Below are 16,972 nucleotides of genomic sequence, written 5' to 3' on the forward strand. Positions count from 1 at the left end.
AGGGTCTTATTATCCATTAATGAGACCCTTATATACTTTTCCGATTGTGCACCTATTTTATGAAATTGCCTTTAACCCGACAACTCCTGTAACAATTAGAGCTACACTGATAATCCGTCCAATACTCTTTGACTCGCCAAATAAAAGCATATTCAATAAAACGGCACCCGCTGTTCCAACTCCAACCCATACTGCATAGGCAATGCTCACTTGTAAATAATTAAACGAAGAATATAAAAATGCAAATGAAGCACCAAATCCACCTATATATAATAAGCCATTTCTAAATGTCTTTTTCTGGCTATATAATTTTAGTCCAATCGCTCCTGCAATTTCACTTGCGCCTGCAAAAAACACAAAAACCCACCCCATCTTAAATTGCCTCCTTTGAAGCTCTCTGTTCATCCTTGTTATCAGCAATATTCAATCCGATGACTCCGATGACCAAAACAGTAATAAACAACAGCTTCCCTAGACTGAAATTACCGCCAAATAAAAAAACATCCATTACTACAGTCCCAACTGTACCTACCCCTGCAAAAACAGCATATACTGTACCTGTCGGAAGCGTCTCACAAGCTTTAGGAAGGAAGTGAAAATCAATGAAAATAATACCGACAACAATAACCCAATGCCACCAAGTACTGGCTTCATTAAATCCATAAACCCAAATTAATTCAAATAAACAAGTTAAAAACACATAAAACCATGCTTTATTTTTCATTGCTGCCCCTCCTAAGATGACTGACTTTCATTCATTTCATATAAAGCAGTCCCTTTTACACCCATTTTCCTGGCTTGAAAAGGACCGGAACATTTGCCATTTCTACTTTTCCTGAATACCTAACGCATGCTTTAAAAACTCTAGCACTTCTGCTTTTTGAATTTCGGCTTGATCATCCTGCCGGTGGTCATACAGGTAAATCTGTTCTGCTGCTATTTCAATAAGACCGATTAATAATTTTGATGTTCGCTCCACTTGAACTGATTCCCGAATGGTACCAGCATTCTTTGCTTTACTTAAAAAATCACTAATCCAGGAATAGAACGGCTGATAAACGGTTTCCCATTCTTTAATATGATCAGTTGATGCAAGCCCAGCATAAATAAGAGCTAGAATTTCCCGATAATCTCTTGTTACCTTAAAGATAGCTTCAACAATTTGCCCCAGCTGCTCTATAAATGGTGCCTTGTCATCTACCTCATTTTTCACTGAAGCAATCGATTTCTCCACCATAACCTCAGCAATAGCCGGCATAACAGATAGTTTGGAAGGAAAATACAAATAATATGTACCCTGCGCAATTCCAGCAAGCTTCACAATGTCGGAAATTTTCGTTTTTTCAATACCCTTCTCTTTAAAAACCTCCATGGCCGCAAGAACAATTTTCTCTTTTTTATTCATCTATCTTTCCCTTTCACAAATGACTGACTTTCATTCATTTTAAAGCAAAATGAAGTCAATGTCAAAAATCTGCTATACCTTCCCCTCCTTCTTATTTGCTTTTGACAAGAATTATTACTCACTGGTCAGGCTTTTCCTTCATATAATACAGAAATCTTTTTGCTTAGGAAGGTTAATAAATGAAAACAATTGTCTTTATTGGAAGTAATCAATTCGGTACCAGTAAAGAGGCACTATCCATTGCAAAAGAGATAGGCTACTCAGTTGTCTTGATTACAAATAAATTTCAGCAAATTAATGCATTAAAATTTCCAGAGGTTGATCATTTAGTTTTCTTAGAAAATATATTTGATAAGGGTAAAGTATTAAAGGAAATCAACGAATTCAAAAATAAGGGGAGACAAATATGCGCTTGTATAAGCTTTATTGACCCCTATGTTTCTTATGCAGCAGAAATCGCAATGAATTTAGGTCTATTTTCAATTTCTATAGAAGCCTTCTCCATACTAGAAAATAAAATTAAAGTTCGGCATAAGTTAAAAGACCTTCCTTACTCCCCTTTTTATACGGTTCTTAGCCCTGGAACCTCCATTAACGAATTTGTTAAGGAACATCAATCGAAATTACCGCTCATATTAAAAATACCTAATTCCAATGGTTCTAAAAATGTATTATTTGTTGATACAGTACATGATTTAAAGAGAGGAATTACTTCCTTACAAAAAAAATTTCAGAAGCTCCCTATATTAATAGAAGAATATTTAATTGGCCCCCAATACTTAATTGAGATTGTTGTGCATGATGGAGTCATACAATGGGCCGGAGTGATCGAACAGGAAATCATAAAAGATAAAACATTTATTGTCACAGGATATAATTTTCCTGCTTTATTAGATGATGAAAGATACGATGCGCTAATTAATTGTGTTGAAGAAATAATTAAAGAGCTTGGACTAACAAACGGTTCGTGTCATTTGGAAATGAAACAGGTAGAGGGCGAATGGAAACTGGTTGAAATAAATCCGAGAATGTCCGGGGGAGCAATGAACCGGATTATTGAGGAAGGGACGGGCATAAATCTAGTCAAGGAAATTGTAAAAATGAACCTGGGACAAACGCCTGTCTTTTTGCAAACTAGGCATCAGCACGTCTATGCCAAATATATAACAATAAGCAGAAGCGGGTACTTGCTGCAGGTAACTGGAGAGGAGCATGCAAGGAAACATAGTGGAGTTAAATACGTCTATGTTAAACCTGTTAAAGGAAAAATTATTACTGTCCCCTACTCCATGGGAAATCGGTATGCATGTGTAATTGCAGCTTCAGAGTCTCCGAAACAAGCTAAAGAAACCGCATTAGCTGCGGCAAAGAAAATTAAGTTTTACCTTGAACCATTTTCATAAATATTTTTGCTCTGATCATGTTCCGACAAATTTGGGTGCTTGGGCCAAGTCTATTTTTTTTGTAATCAGCACAGTCCCCATTTACTTCAAATACTATATATAAAGGACAGACAGATGGGGGGAGGAAGACAATGGTGAGCAATGATAAGCTCGATAATATATGTGAAGCTCTGAGTGAAATAAAGGAATTACAAGATTTATTAACAAATTCGTCGACCAAGTACTTCGGAAATTTACTTGGTAAAATTGCAGGTGTTGATACAATCCCCTTACTATTATTAAGAAAAAGCGGACCACTTACACATAAAGTTTTCATAGTCAATGAAAAAACCGGCAAACGTGAATCATTTGAATCATCGTATTTTCGACTTGATTCTATTAATAAGGAAAGCCGTCGTGCCTGGGTGTCCGTTCTGTGTCCACTGGATTTTAAAGGGGATCCTACAAATGCCGTTCAAGATGTTATTAAATTAATAAAGACATCTACAATTATCGAGGTTGATTTAAACTTAATTTTTGCTGTTCAACTAGTTGATACCGAACTTTTAAAACGGAAAATTATTGTCGAGCCAAAATGGTAATCTCGAGCAGCAATCAAAAGGGTCAACTCTACACTAATATCCTGTATATATAAAGGTTAGGCAAGTATATATACATTGATTAATGTAGTGGAGTTGGCTTTTATTTTTTCCTTTCTCTTCATTTTCCCTTCAAACGTCACAAAGAATTAGCTGGAACATAAACGATTGTCCGTTTCAAAAGTTCCATTCATTGAATGTAATGTAAATAGGTTGCTAATTCGAAAGACAAATTTGGATTCACCCTGAAATAACTCCCTTACTTCAAGGAAAGCTTATTAGCCAAAAAGGAGATTGTTCTATGACATTGATAGGAATGTTACACCATCGCAGAGATCCTAAGACTGTAATAAAGTCATATGCCTATGCGGCAGTTGCTCATGCAGAAGGGGCGAAGTTTTTTTACTTTTCGCCTGGGACAGTGAATTTTGTTAATCGAACCATAAAGGGACAAGTTTATGAAAATGGTTCTTGGGTAGAACGGATCATGCCATTTCCGGATGTCATTTATAATGCGGGAAGCCCAGAAAAATTAGCAAAGTCCAAAGACATCATTGAGAAGTTAAAAGCGGTGATTCCCTTCACTACTCATTCAATCGGTAATAAATGGAATGTTAATGAAAGACTGAAAGAGGCTAAAGTGTTTTCCAGCTACTTAATCCCATCAGAAATCATCAAAACTACAGATCAATTTTTTAAATATGTTGACGCATTCCAAAAGGTTGTATTTAAACCGATTGATGGGAGAAAAGGAAAAGGAATTTACTTTATTACCAAAAAGACGAATGGATTTGAAGTAATAAAAGACTCAAATGCCAAAAATTATTCCAAACAACAATTGCAAGACTTTATCCAATCCATGCTCTCTACAGGCTCTTTTATCCTTCAGCCCTATATTCAATCCGTTACAAAATCAGGCCAAGTATTTGACTTCAGACTCCATGTACAAAAAAATGGAGAAGGAAATTGGGTTATTACGGCCATATATCCACGCGTTGCTCCACACGGGTCTATTATTGCCAATATTAATAATGGAGGATTTACGAATTACTTAGATCCATTTCTAGAGCAGGAATTTAAAGAGGAAGCTTTCAATATAAGGAGAACATTAGAGCATTTTTCCCTTTCGCTTGCTAAACATTTAGATGAACTTCAGATGGCCCAATTTGGAGAAGTAATTGATGAAATTGGAGTAGATATTGGGTTAGATCAAAACTTAAAAATATGGATTTACGAGGTCAATTGGCGTCCCGGCTGTCCTCCTACTTTCTATTTAGAAATGGACGTAGTTATAAATACAATTCAATATGCGATGTATCTTGCTAAAAACCAAGCTGCCATAAAGGCAAAAATAAGAGCTATTAAGCAAAAAAATAGAGAGAAACAGAAAAAGATCCCCATTATCGCTATAACGGGAAGCGCAGGAAAAACCACTTCCAAGGCATTCCTTGCATCGATTCTATCGAAGAAATGGAATATCTTTGAATCTAAAGATTATTGGAATACAACGGAGCATACAAAAAAACATGCAGCTGAAATTAATTCAAAACATGAAGCCGTTGTTTTAGAATATGGAATGGCATATAAGGGAGTCATTACAGAGCATTGCAGCATAATACAGCCTAATATTAGCATAGTGACAAATATCGGGCTAGCTCATGTAGGAAATTTTGATAGTGATATTAAAAAAGTCGCTCAGGCAAAATCAGAACTAATTCATGGAATGGAGCAAGATGGTCTTCTTATATTAAATAAAGATGATGCAAATTCAAGATATTTAGAAACACAGAAATTTAAAGGAAAAATTTTGACGGTAGGGGTAAAAACGGCTGCTAACTACAGAGCCTTTGATGTAAAATATGCTGAAAATGGAATGAATTTTAAAATGAAGCTTCAAGGAAAGGAAATCTCACTATTTATTCCAATATTAGGAGAACACCATGTATATAATGCCCTAAATGCAATAGCTGTTGCAGATTACTTAGGCTTTACTCCAATGGAAATAAAAGCAGGGCTCCTCTTTAGAAAGCCGCCAAGAAGGTTAACCATCTATGATTGCAAAGATAATATTAAAGTAATTGATGATACTGTACATTCCCACCCTCAAGGGGTGCGAGCAGCCATCGATGTCCTCTCCAACATTGGAAAGCATCGAAAAGTAGCCATTATTGGTCAAATGAGGGAGCTAGGTGATTTAAGAGAAGAAGAATACCGCAAAGTTGGGGAATATATTCGTGAAAAGGGCATAGATATTTTAATCACTTATGGATTCCGTACAGAGGAAATGGGAGAACAGGCTATCGCGAAAGGATTTCCTCGAAAAAATGTTTACCATTTCACTAATAAAGAAGCATTGCATGAACTTTTAATAAAATTAATTAAAAAAGATGATACGATATTAGTTAAAGGTGCAAGCAAAACAAATATGTTTGATACAGTAAAGTTTTTAGATGAAACATTTAGCTCCTCAACTAAATAATATTTTTAAAGCAAGGCCTTCTTCAAATATTGAGGAAGGCTTCATTCTTTTCGATATGATTTAATAAAAAATAGAAGCTAAAGGTATGTACCTCAAGCTTCTTTTGTCTTTACATATCTAAAATTAAATATCATAAACATTATTTTTCTTCTTGTAAATGAAACTTGATTTCGTTTGCAGCATTTTTTGCATTTCTTTTTGCTTCCTCTTTACTTCTGCCTTCAGCGATAACATATGCATATCTGTGTCCCATGGACAATGGAGGAATTAGTCTAGTTCCTTTTCTTGGCTTTACATACACTTCAATGACTCCTGGTGACTTTCTAGCTCTTTTCTTTCCTGTTACTTTTTCCAGTATTCCTTTTTCCGAGATAATAAGATACTGGGTAAATACATGTTTTTGGTGCTTTGGAATTAATGATGGATACTCACCTACATGTAATTTTATTGTTTCCTCAACTAAATTATATCCATACGCTGCTTTAAGCATCTTGTTCATGGCTCCACCGGAGATCCTCGGATTTATTTCAATTAGCTTCCAGCCATTTTTAGATCGGCGCATTTCCAAATGAAGTGCTCCATTCTTAATCTCCAGCTTAGAAATGATTGACTGCAGAACTTCTTCTATCTCTTTTCTCAGATTGTAAGGAACATTAACTAATACACCGTAGCCTGTAATAATAAATCTTCTTCCCTGAGTAATTTCTTGCTCAATAATACCTGCAATATGGATCTTATTATTATAAATTAATGCCTCAACAAGATATTGATCCCCTTCAATAAATTCTTCAATAATAATGGCTTCGTCCACACTCTTTTCCTGTAACCTTAAAATATGCTTTTCTGCCTGTTCTGCTTCTCTTGCTAGAAGTACATCCTTTGATCCTGTAGAATTAGATGATTTTATTATGACAGGATAAGTAAGAGTCTTATTTAAAGTGTCAAAATTAATTTTCTCTCCTGGCTTAATAACCGAAAATTTAGGCGTATAAGATTGGTCTGCTAACGCTACTCTAGTATCCTCTTTATTCTCCATAATTTTTATTGCCTTTGACGAAGTATAACTCTTACAAAACTCGTCACAGAGAATGGATGCAACATGAACATATGAATCAACAAAGCTAAGAATACTACTTATTTCTAATCCTCTCGTACGAAGTTTATTTATTTCCTCTTTCATTTTGGAAAGATTACTTGTGTCAATGAAAATCATTTCATGAACATCGGCATACTCTTTCCGTTGATTTATTTGCTTCTCGTTATTTGTAAACAATACTGTGAAATATCCTAGTTGTTCTGCAGCTCTAATCGCCTCTCTACTAGAACCGGATTTATTTGTTCCTATAAAGATTATCGTTTTCAAACGGTCCACTCCTCAAAGATAACATCGATGTAAACAACTCGTTATATGTGTATGAAAAAGACCAAACTTTGTATGGTTATCTATCATGAATCTTAATGAATATGTTTTATTGTATGAATGTCATTAAATTTGAGTCATATTTACCAGTTGCAAAATAAATTTTCTGGTTAACTGTACAAGCGAAGACCAAAAGGAATCATACAATATTTAGTGAGAAAGGAGCGTTATAGATGAAGCCATTATCGGTAAGGCAAATAAGACAAATTCTATCAGGTACATTAATCCAAGGGTCTGACCAAACGATTGTTCATTACGGCGCTTACCGACTTAAACAAGTTCGAAAAAAAAATACAATATTATTTACTGAGGGAAGGATTGTTAGTTGGGATAAATTAAAGAAATTTTTCCCCTTAGTTGTTGTAACGCATATGGATTATAGCAAAAATGAACAATTAGAAAATTTGACGATCATCAAAGTCAAAGATACCGGAAAGGCTTATTGGGAATTCGTCAAATACTACCGCAGCCAGTTTCAAATCCCGATTGTTGCTATTACAGGAACATCGGGTAAGTCGACAACAAAAGAAATGATTAAACATATTCTTTCAGCAGCTAAAAACATCACAAGTACAGTAAATTCAAGCAACTCACGAACTGCTCACTTACAATATCTCCTCGGTATTGATGACTCAACTGAAGCAGCAGTTTTTGAAACAGCAGTTGGTGCGCCGGGAGACATTTTAAGGGCTGGAGAATATTATAAGCCGACAATCGGAATTATTACTAATATCGGAGCTCACCACTTGAACTATTGCAAAACGCCTGAAGCCTATATTCAAGCAAAGGGAGAAATCGTAGACATTATTGATCCTTCGGGTGTTCTTATCATTAATAGCGAAGATGAGAATACAAGAAAAATAAATATGAAGAGCTTTTCAGGAAAAATCATAGAGGTTGGAAAAAGCACAGCCTGCCATTATAAAGCAGAGAATATTAAATATGATAAAAACGGTATGCAATTTAATTTACGGTATAAACAAGAACATTATCCTGTGTTTGTCCCCGGGTTTGGTGAGCATCAAGTCTATAATGCACTAGCCGCTATTGCAGCAGCTAATGAACTAGGCATAAATCCAGCAAGATCGGCTGAGCGTTTGAGGTCATTTAAAAAGTTTAATAAACAGCTTCAAGTATTTGAAGGAATAAATGGCTCAACGATTCTTGATGATACATGGAGCATGACTTCTACATCATTAGAAGCTGGACTCAAAGTGTTAAGTGAAATTGGCAAAGGCAAGAAAAAGATAGCTGTCTTAGGAGGAATGACGGATTTAGGTGCTTGGGGCTATATAATTCATGAAAAAACTGGAGAGATGATCGCCCGTCAAGATGTAGATGTTCTTATTACCATTGGAGAACTAGCGAGAATTATGGGTGAACACGCTGTGAAAAGTGGGTCAAATGCAAAGCTATATTCATTTAATAATTCTATTCTAGTAGTAAATCTGATAAAGAAGATGTTAGATAAAAATACAATCGTCCTCATCAAAGGGGATATGTACATTAAAGAAGTATATGAATTGGCTATAAAATTACGAGCTAAGACATAGCTCCTAAACAAAACTCTATGTTGTTAATTATTTTTACGGAGTTTTGAGATTTAGGACAAACATGGTGCCACAATCCTACTATTATCAATATATTAAATCATCCTAATATGAAAGGAGGGATATAAATGGGTGTTATATGTCCTTGTGGGGTAAGAGTAAATGCTGAATCAGATAATAATAATGTTAAATTTGAGAACCAGAGAGGAACAGTTAGAGGGGACTTAATTTACCTTGCTGATGTCTGTGTTACTACACTTAGTTCATCTACTCTGTCCTTGCAATTTATTGATACAGAAACTCCTGGTGTAAACAACTTCACATTTACAGCTAATGCTATTACGAATGTCGAGTGTAAAGAAGAAGGACAGAATTGCGTAGTCACAGTAACTGGTACGGGTACAATTAATTGCGGTACAGAGGTCTTTAACTTTAAAGCAGTGTTTAGAGACCAAGTAGCATCAGCGGCGAACGATATAGTACAATCCTTTGTCATCACTTGCTTCTTTAATCAAAATGGTGCGGCTCCAGTTCCCCAAGGCTCGATAATTGCATTAGGCTGTCAAGAACTTTAGCAGCCTATACTCTCGGCAAAATAAGCCGAGAGTTTTTATTATTTTTCAACAATGTCCAATAGAAAACAAGCAAGCTTGAATAAGATACACTAGTTATCCCCTAAAAATAAAGGGAGATGAAGGAAATATGAGGGCTATTGTAGGACGAATAGGCCAATATAGAATATTGTCTTCAAAAAAAAAACTTAGAAAACATTTGTTAGAAACAGAACTTTTTTCAGAGGGGTCCTTTAATAAATTTGCGGATACATGTAAGTCCTTTGTCATCAAGCCCCTTCTTGGACCCGAGGAAATTTCCATTACTTCTACTCGTAATCAGTTTAGGATTCTATCAAATCCAAACATAACTTCAAGCTTTACTAAAGATGATCTTTATCAATATCTAAAAACTTATGAACTAAAAAATGCATATTATGTAATTCAACCAAACATAACCATTTTATTTTCCTCAAAAAGCCCTTTTCACTATTATGTTACACTCCACAGACAAACAAAACATGCCGATTGGCAGCTTATTTCTAAAACAGAAATGAACCGTTCCAGCATAAGTAAATTTTTTTATATGTATTTCATGCTAATGATTTGGAAGCTTTCATATTTAGCTGCGGAAAAGCTTGGTCAGTCCTACCCTAACTGCCGTACGGTTGTCATTGAAATTCTGTATGACTTAAAAGGCGGTATTTGGATTAAAGACAGCTTTATTCATTTTTCTAGAAGTAAATGGAGTCAGTTTCTTTCTCTTTCTGCCAATAAAGCGATTAATCCATTTATACCCGCTACAGATTTGCTAACGAAGGTGAGCTTTAATCAATTTCTATCGAAATATAATAAAGTGATGATCAAACCATATGATGGACAACATGGACTAGGCATTGTACAAATTACTGCTAATGATGATCTTTCTTATGAAATTCACTCTGGTATAAGGAAGATCACAATGCAAAGTATAGAAGAGGCTTTTCAATATTTAAATGAGTATTTTCTGTCTAAAAAATATTACATTATCCAGGAAAGATTGCCTTTAGCATTGATTAATGAATGCCCAATTGATATTAGAGTTCTTACGCAAAAAAAGGATTCCGAATGGAAAGTAACAGGTAAACTTGTAAAGGTTGCCGGTAATGGCTTTATTGTTACTAACGCAGCTCAAAAACTTTTATCACTAGAGGATGCGTTTAATCAATCAAATTTAACTGATTTAAACTTTGACTCCCTGAAATCAAGAATAGACGAAATTTGCAAACTAGCTTCTGAACAGCTTGAAAAAAGCTATCCTGATAGTTATATTATCGGATTTGACATTGGAATGTCCCGAGATGGTGATATTTGGATTATCGAAGCAAACTTTAAGCCTGATCTTTCGATGTTTTATGAGCTGGAGGATAAATCCATGTATCAAAATATATCGCAAGCAAAGAGAAAAAAAGAATAATATCCCCTGTTCAAATATTGATTTTTATATAGCGAGGTGTATTTTTTGAAAAATCTTCTAGGAAAGTGGAAACAGCATCTCTTTTTGAGTCAGGACCCATTAACAGTAAATTACATTCCCGAAGCAGCCATTTATAGCCAAGATCAGCTATTAGATTTTTTAAATCGTTTTAATTATGTATACGTGAAGCATGATTCAACAGGTCAAGGGAGAGCTATTTTTAAAATTTATAAAAAGGATCACAATTCTTTTCATTTTAATGGGTATACCGTTCAAGGTGAACGAATAGAAAAGTCTATCAAAAGTATCGATGAATTTCATCGAGTTTTACATCCATTTTTGCAGTTTGGGAGATTAAGCGGCACCTACATTATTCAAGAGGGAATCAACAGTGTTACAAGTCATGGACAGCCATTTATCATTCGAGTCCATACCCAAATATTAAACAATAAATGGGTTGTTGGGGGAATGTACGGAAACCTTGGACTGAAAGAAGCATATAATACCGGCATAGTAAATTCTCACCGAGGATCTAAAGTTCTATCAGTCCATGATCTTTTGATCATTCACTTAAAGATGAATAAAGAAAGAAAAAATGAAGTGATCACAGCCTTACATGATATTTCAATTCAAGCCTCTAAAGTCATTGCAGCCCATTTCCCACGCAGGGAATACGGCATTGATTTTGGAATAAATACAAATGGAGAAATCGTATTATTTGAGGTTAATACAACACCAGGCATTGGAGGCTTTGCAGAAATTGAAAATAAAGAGCCATGGAAACGAATTGTCCACAATCGGAAACTGCAGAAGCAAATAAAACCTGATATTTAAATTATTTCACTTGTAAATAATTTACTTTTATAAGATTAATCTTAGTAAGCTGCCTCTTCTTATGTAGGTTATGGTATATTCCTCGATAATACCCATACGCTTAATAACTTGCTTTCATACTATATACAGGAAAGGAGGAATCTGTTTGCAACCATTGCTAGTTAAAGATATTAGAACATTACTTCAAGGAATATTAATTAGCGGTTCAGAGAATTGGAAAGTACGAGATGCTATTTACTATAACCGGCATGATTTAAAAAATCGCCACTCCCTTATGTTTGTCAGCAGAGACGATCACATTAACTGGAATCAAATCAATAAAATGGGACCTTCTCTAGTCATTTCTGATAAGCCTGAAACCGAGTTGAAGATGGCCTTGCCGCAAACGACGGTTATTAGAGTAGAAAGTCTTGTTCAGTCCTATTGGAAATTCATCGAATATTACAGAGGACTATTTCAAATTCCCGTCGTTACAATTACGGGAACATGCGGAAAAACAACTACCAAAGACATGATTAAACATATACTAAGCCAGGATAAAAATGTCCAGGCTTCTGAGAGCAGTAAAAATGAACCGAGAAGATCATTCCCTTATTTAATGGGGATCGATGAAAAAACAGATGCAGCCGTTTTTGAACACGGCTTGGGTAACTCAGGAAATATTAAGCATCAATGTTTAATATATCAGCCTACAATTGGGATTATTACAAATATTGGGGTTCATCATTTAGATGGATGTAATAATTTGGAAGGATATATACGAGCAAAGGCTGAAATCGTGGAAGGGATTAAAAAAGGCGGAACACTCATACTAAATGCGGAAGATATCAATACGAAGAAAATCTCTCTGCGGTCTTTTAAAGGAAAGGTGATCTATTTCGGTGTAGGCGGTAATGCCGATTTTAGGGCTAGTCTAATTAAGTTTGCAGACAATGGTATGAAGTTTCTTCTACACCATTCCAATAAGACATATGATGTTTTTGTACCAGGATATGGGGAACACCAAGTATATAATGCCCTAGCTGCACTTGCGGCAGTAAGTGCAATGGGATTCGATATGACAAAAGCCATTACACGGCTTGCAACCTATCAAAATATGACTAGGCATCTAGAATTTTTCAAAGGGATAGGCGGAAGTACCATCATTGATGATACATGGACAAATAACCCTACATCAATAGAAGCGGCTCTAAAGGTGATTGATGCTGTTAAAGCGGACAAGAATGTGATTCTTGTTCTAGGGGATATTAATAGATTAGGTAACTATGAGAAAAAGTATCACCAAGAAATTGGGAGTATGATTGCAAAGAAAAATATTCATACCCTCATTACGATTGGAAAAAAGGCAGAAGAAATTGCGAGGCAAGCTACTAAAGATGGATCCCGTGCCAATATTCATACATTTGCAAATGTAGAGGGTATTAATAAAATTCTACAGCCGATTCTTAATGATCGGGCAATCCTATTAATAAAAGGACCTATGTCAAGCCGTTCGATGATTGACTTTGCCAATAGTCTAAAGAAAAGTCAATAATGCTATCTCTTCATTATGTATAAAAAGGAAGCATTCCTCAATTATGAATGCTTCCTCTTTCATTTAATATATGAAAATATTAGAATCTTTTAGCAGTAATAAAGCGTTGATTGTACCAGTCAAATAGGATAACCCTTGTAATTACTTTGCTTGAGTCTGGAACAATAAGTCTTTGGTCGCCTGCATAAATTGCTGCAACAGTTGGCGTTTTTGAACCAATTGTGCCGCTGAAGAAGACAATATCACCTTTCTTTAAGCTAGAACGTGATACAGTTGTGCCTTTCTTCATTAATTCACTAATAGAGGTTGTACCTAAGTTAACGCCATTTTGATTGTAAACATAATTTAGGAAACCTAATTTTGTAAATCTTGACGTACCTGGATCATTTACAGAGCCCAGTTTGGCTTTGTCAACAAGATTATAAGCACTAGTAACGATTTTATCTCCTTTAGTCGCTGGGTTAGCCGGCAGAAGTGTTGGCAGAACCCTTCTAGCTGTAAAGTAGTTTTGTGTATAGTATGGCTTACTGTTCATATCAGCAATAATAATATTTTGCTTCGGATCAGCCATATGAATTACCTTATTGTCTCCGATATACATAGCTACATGGTCAGGATCTGTTCCAGTCGTTTTACTTCTAAAGAATACTAAATCCCCTTTTTGTAATTGACTTTTTGGAACGTATGTCCCTTGCTTCACCATATAGTCCTCATTGTATGTGGCAAGATCCACACCGCTCTTTTCAAAAATATAGTTTATGAAAGTTGCACAAGAGAATTTGTATGGATACGTTTTCTTATACTCCGCTTGACTGTAAGTCGATTTTCCTATTAAGCTTTTGGCTAAACTAATTAATTGATCCGCCTTGGCATTTACAGCTTGTTGATTATTCTGAACATTAATAGTAGCTGCTTGTGCTTCTATTGGCTTTGTAACTGGAATCGCCCCTAAAGAACCAAATCCGAGCGCAACGGCAAGTGTTGTTGTAACTAAACGCTTTTTCATATGTTTCCTCCTGTTGTTTGTTTTGGCTTGACCTGATTTTAACATGGAATTGTAAGCGTTCTTTACGCCAAATCTTTCCACATATAGGAGTCAACTTGACTAAAGCCTTGTCCTTAAAGAGTTCTCTAAGGTTATTTACAGTTTAGTTACAACCATGACAGATTGCTTAATATAGAAAAAAATCCCTATGGTTCTTCCATAGAGATTTTCCTAAATTTATATGATTATCTTCTATAAATCAAACTTTCTCACTAGCTCATCTAGTTCTTCAGCCATTTCATTTAATTTTTTTGTAGATGACAAAATATCATGAATATAATTCTCTTGTTCTACTGTTTGTTCCACAATATTTTCTGTTGTTTCTGCGGCCCTGCTTGCTATTATCGTATTTTCCATAATACCCGCTGTCACTTCCTCTGAAAAAGCAGACATTTCCTCTGATGTAACAGATACTTCTTCAATATGTGAAACTACACCTTTTATAGACCCAAGTATATTATCAAAAGATTTCCCTGCCTCTTCAACTGCTTTAATCCCATCTTGAACACTATCTGTAACCACATTCATCGACTGTACGGTCCTGCTTGTATCTTCATTTATTTTCGTAATTAAGAGAGAGATGCTGCCAGCGGACTTTTCCGATTGCTCAGCAAGCTTTCGGACCTCTTCGGCAACGACAGCAAAGCCCTTTCCATATTCGCCTGCTCTGGCTGCTTCAATAGCTGCATTTAAAGCAAGCAAATTAGTCTGGGCAGAGATATCTCGAATCATATTAATAATGAGCGAGATTTCGTTTGATTGGTTCTCTAATGTTTTAATCGCATCAGCTGACAATTGGACAGATTCATTAATCACATTCATTTGATTAATTACTTTCTTTATGCTGCTGTTTCCTAATTGGGCATTTTCAAGACTAATAGAAGATAAATGCGATACATTAGAGGAGGTTTCTGCAATTTGGAAAATTCCCTTTGACATCTGCTCTAAAGTGGCGGCACTTTCTTCTGAACTTCTATACTGGGTATTAGCACCTTGGGATACTTCTTGAATTGAAGAAAAAATCTGGTGACTGACCCCATTTGCCTTTTCACTATTTACAGAAAGAAGTTTAGAAGTTTCGATTAACTGAGTAGAGCTTTTGTTTATACCGTGAATAACCATCTTTAAATCGTGAACCATCTGTTGAAAGGTTCTCGTTAGCACACCAATCTCATCTTTCCGATCAGTCTCTATTACAACCGTAAGGTCCCCTTTTCCAACCTGTCTCACTTGTGAAGTAAGCTTTCTTAAAGGCTTTGTTAAGTAGTCGGTGAATAAATAGACGATAACAATTCCCATAAGTAATACAACAAGGGTAATAATAATAATCTCCATTTTATTTGCATCCATTGCTTGATAAACTTTCGTTGCATCAATATCTGCACCTAAAATTCCGATTACTTCACCTGCTTGATTTTTTATCGGTGCATAAACGGAAATCAAAGCACCATACTCGGCATCTCTTGAAACCTGGTATGCAATAACTCCTGAATCAAATACTCGGCGCATTTCAGGATAAAAGTCCGTATGTTCTTCCTTCTCTCCCAAATCTGAGGCGTTTTCAGCACCAAATGGCATACCATCGACCATATAATAATAATCGTATGAATCCCCATTCTTTACACGAGTCATTGTATATAAATACGTCATACCGTTCATTTCTCTGATCGTATTTAACTCTTCCCGCAGTTCTTTATAGTATCCTTCTTCTTTAGAGTCAATGGTTAACTCTTTATAACGGTCGATATCAATCATGGATACTGAGTTTTCAACTATTGCTGATGCTTGATTCCCAACTGAGTCTTTTACTAATTCTAATGATGATCGATAGATTAATATACTCATCACCAAACACGAAATTAATAGCAATATTGAAAAAACTAATAACATTTTGAACTTTAAGCTTATTTTCATTGGCAGTCTCCCGTACTTTTACTTTTATATTCTGCCGAATCTTGCTGTTACTTTTTTACTATAGACAGGAAAATTATATACAAGTTAGATAATTATGTCTATTATTCACAAAAAAGGTTTTGTTAATTTTTATTAAAATTAGCTTAACAAAAAACACCTTATTTCTTATCATCATTTAAGACAATACTTGAATAAAGTGTTTATTCGTTCTATTATCGTTACATTTAATTCTTATCTTGACTGTCTGCAGACACTGCTTCTCTTACTTCTTCCTCTACCCAGCCCTTACAAACATCGACCCATTCTTTTGCAGATGCATACTCAAATATTTCATCACAAGTTAGCTTGATAGCTGAGTTTGTACTGCCACAAGCAGGGAATAATGTTTCAAAGCGTTTCATAGATTCATCCAAATAGACATCTAAATCATTGGCTAACCCAAATGGGCAAACACCGCCTATTACATGGCCCGTTTGCTCAACTACCTCCTCAGCCGAAAGCATACGGGCTTTAAAGCCAAAGGTATGGCGGAACTTTTTATTATCGATTTTAGCATCTCCAGCTGCCACTATTAAAATGGCTTGATCTCCTTCTCCTCTAAAGGATAAGGTTTTGGCAATACGAGCAGGAATAACGCCAATCGCTTCAGCAGCCAGGTCAACGGTTGCACTTGATACATCAAATTCTAGAATATCTGATTCGCGATTCCACTGTTTAAAATGATCCTTAACACTTTCCAAAGACATACGTTTCTTCCTTTCTTTTCTTTATATGTACTAGCTAGATGATAACACCCTTTAACA

At 35.5% G+C, this 16,972-nt stretch carries 15 protein-coding genes and 1 pseudogene; 8 read left to right on the forward strand and 8 right to left on the reverse strand.

All coding sequences use genetic code 11. The annotated features are described in order from the left end of the window. Positions 1-57 precede the first annotated feature (57 nt). The 3 genes from H0173_RS04845 to H0173_RS04855 all read right to left on the reverse strand — a co-directional run bounded on the left by H0173_RS04845 (position 58) and on the right by H0173_RS04855 (position 1,405). Positions 58-372 carry a DMT family transporter gene (locus H0173_RS04845; RefSeq protein WP_221845185.1) on the reverse strand — a complete coding sequence of 105 codons (315 nt, stop codon included), beginning with the start codon at positions 370-372 and terminating at the stop codon, positions 58-60. A gap of 1 nt (position 373) precedes the next feature. Next, the gene (locus tag H0173_RS04850) at positions 374-724 is read right to left on the reverse strand and encodes a DMT family transporter (RefSeq protein ID WP_221845187.1); all 351 of its coding nucleotides are present in this window, start codon (positions 722-724) and stop codon (positions 374-376) included. 102 nt (positions 725-826) lie between these two features. Beyond that, positions 827-1,405, reverse strand: coding sequence for a TetR/AcrR family transcriptional regulator (locus H0173_RS04855; protein WP_221845189.1), 579 nt, complete (start codon positions 1,403-1,405; stop codon positions 827-829). A gap of 179 nt (positions 1,406-1,584) precedes the next feature. Here H0173_RS04855 and H0173_RS04860 point away from each other — a divergent pair, with 179 nt between their 5' ends. From H0173_RS04860 to H0173_RS04870, 3 genes are all read left to right on the forward strand, one after another. Next, positions 1,585-2,808 (forward strand): ATP-grasp domain-containing protein, encoded by a 1,224-nt coding sequence (locus tag H0173_RS04860; protein WP_221845191.1) that lies wholly within the window; start codon positions 1,585-1,587, stop codon positions 2,806-2,808. A 131-nt stretch (positions 2,809-2,939) separates the two neighbouring features. After that, positions 2,940-3,389 (forward strand): CotY/CotZ family spore coat protein, encoded by a 450-nt coding sequence (locus H0173_RS04865; RefSeq protein ID WP_221845193.1) that lies wholly within the window; start codon positions 2,940-2,942, stop codon positions 3,387-3,389. 298 nt (positions 3,390-3,687) lie between these two features. Further along, positions 3,688-5,865 (forward strand): YheC/YheD family protein, encoded by a 2,178-nt coding sequence (locus H0173_RS04870; protein ID WP_221845195.1) that lies wholly within the window; start codon positions 3,688-3,690, stop codon positions 5,863-5,865. A gap of 139 nt (positions 5,866-6,004) precedes the next feature. On the opposite strand, the gene H0173_RS04875 is transcribed toward H0173_RS04870, so the two are convergent. Then, the gene (locus H0173_RS04875; RefSeq protein WP_260631030.1) at positions 6,005-7,228 is read right to left on the reverse strand and encodes an ATP-grasp domain-containing protein; all 1,224 of its coding nucleotides are present in this window, start codon (positions 7,226-7,228) and stop codon (positions 6,005-6,007) included. Positions 7,229-7,458: 230 nt separating this feature from the next. On the opposite strand from H0173_RS04875, the gene H0173_RS04880 reads away from it, so the two are divergent. The 5 genes from H0173_RS04880 to H0173_RS04900 all read left to right on the forward strand — a co-directional run bounded on the left by H0173_RS04880 (position 7,459) and on the right by H0173_RS04900 (position 13,210). Further along, entirely contained in the window at positions 7,459-8,838 is a 1,380-nt protein-coding gene (locus tag H0173_RS04880) for a UDP-N-acetylmuramoyl-tripeptide--D-alanyl-D-alanine ligase (protein ID WP_221845205.1), read from the forward strand. Between the two features lie 125 nt (positions 8,839-8,963). Beyond that, the gene (locus H0173_RS04885; protein ID WP_221845207.1) at positions 8,964-9,410 is read left to right on the forward strand and encodes a hypothetical protein; all 447 of its coding nucleotides are present in this window, start codon (positions 8,964-8,966) and stop codon (positions 9,408-9,410) included. A gap of 127 nt (positions 9,411-9,537) precedes the next feature. Then, entirely contained in the window at positions 9,538-10,842 is a 1,305-nt protein-coding gene (locus H0173_RS04890; RefSeq protein ID WP_221845209.1) for a YheC/YheD family protein, read from the forward strand. A gap of 45 nt (positions 10,843-10,887) precedes the next feature. Further along, the gene (locus H0173_RS04895; protein ID WP_221845210.1) at positions 10,888-11,676 is read left to right on the forward strand and encodes a YheC/YheD family protein; all 789 of its coding nucleotides are present in this window, start codon (positions 10,888-10,890) and stop codon (positions 11,674-11,676) included. A 145-nt stretch (positions 11,677-11,821) separates the two neighbouring features. Continuing rightward, positions 11,822-13,210 (forward strand): Mur ligase family protein, encoded by a 1,389-nt coding sequence (locus H0173_RS04900; RefSeq protein ID WP_221845212.1) that lies wholly within the window; start codon positions 11,822-11,824, stop codon positions 13,208-13,210. Between the two features lie 79 nt (positions 13,211-13,289). Here the strand turns inward: H0173_RS04900 and H0173_RS04905 are convergent, their stop codons facing one another. The 4 genes and pseudogenes from H0173_RS04905 to H0173_RS04915 form a co-directional block, all read right to left on the reverse strand. Beyond that, entirely contained in the window at positions 13,290-14,216 is a 927-nt protein-coding gene (locus H0173_RS04905) for a C40 family peptidase (protein ID WP_221845214.1), read from the reverse strand. A 231-nt stretch (positions 14,217-14,447) separates the two neighbouring features. Continuing rightward, entirely contained in the window at positions 14,448-15,395 is a 948-nt protein-coding gene (locus H0173_RS22650; RefSeq protein WP_396021185.1) for a methyl-accepting chemotaxis protein, read from the reverse strand. Further along, positions 15,390-16,169: pseudogene (locus H0173_RS22655) on the reverse strand (HAMP domain-containing protein); the annotation flags it as partial. The pseudogene H0173_RS22655 and the gene H0173_RS22650, both read right to left, overlap by 6 nt. 224 nt (positions 16,170-16,393) lie before the next feature. After that, entirely contained in the window at positions 16,394-16,915 is a 522-nt protein-coding gene (locus H0173_RS04915; RefSeq protein ID WP_221845218.1) for a YbaK/EbsC family protein, read from the reverse strand. Between the last annotated feature and the right edge of the window lie 57 nt (positions 16,916-16,972).

It is taken from the genome of Bacillus sp. S/N-304-OC-R1, from assembly GCF_019749375.1.
Classification (GTDB): Bacteria; Bacillota; Bacilli; order Bacillales; family Cytobacillaceae; genus Cytobacillus.

Bases quoted from the DNA above. Each gene is read 5' to 3' on its own strand.
- H0173_RS22650 (WP_396021185.1), bottom strand. From the start codon at position 15,395: ATGGTTCACGATTTAAAGATGGTTATTCACGGTATAAACAAAAGCTCT.
- H0173_RS04915 (WP_221845218.1), bottom strand. From the start codon at position 16,915: ATGTCTTTGGAAAGTGTTAAGGATCATTTTAAACAGTGGAATCGCGAA.
- H0173_RS04885 (WP_221845207.1), top strand. From the start codon at position 8,964: ATGGGTGTTATATGTCCTTGTGGGGTAAGAGTAAATGCTGAATCAGAT.
- H0173_RS04890 (WP_221845209.1), top strand. From the start codon at position 9,538: ATGAGGGCTATTGTAGGACGAATAGGCCAATATAGAATATTGTCTTCA.
- H0173_RS04850 (WP_221845187.1), bottom strand. From the start codon at position 724: ATGAAAAATAAAGCATGGTTTTATGTGTTTTTAACTTGTTTATTTGAA.
- H0173_RS04865 (WP_221845193.1), top strand. From the start codon at position 2,940: ATGGTGAGCAATGATAAGCTCGATAATATATGTGAAGCTCTGAGTGAA.
- H0173_RS04855 (WP_221845189.1), bottom strand. From the start codon at position 1,405: ATGAATAAAAAAGAGAAAATTGTTCTTGCGGCCATGGAGGTTTTTAAA.
- H0173_RS04860 (WP_221845191.1), top strand. From the start codon at position 1,585: ATGAAAACAATTGTCTTTATTGGAAGTAATCAATTCGGTACCAGTAAA.
- H0173_RS04880 (WP_221845205.1), top strand. From the start codon at position 7,459: ATGAAGCCATTATCGGTAAGGCAAATAAGACAAATTCTATCAGGTACA.
- H0173_RS04905 (WP_221845214.1), bottom strand. From the start codon at position 14,216: ATGAAAAAGCGTTTAGTTACAACAACACTTGCCGTTGCGCTCGGATTT.
- H0173_RS04845 (WP_221845185.1), bottom strand. From the start codon at position 372: ATGGGGTGGGTTTTTGTGTTTTTTGCAGGCGCAAGTGAAATTGCAGGA.
- H0173_RS04870 (WP_221845195.1), top strand. From the start codon at position 3,688: ATGACATTGATAGGAATGTTACACCATCGCAGAGATCCTAAGACTGTA.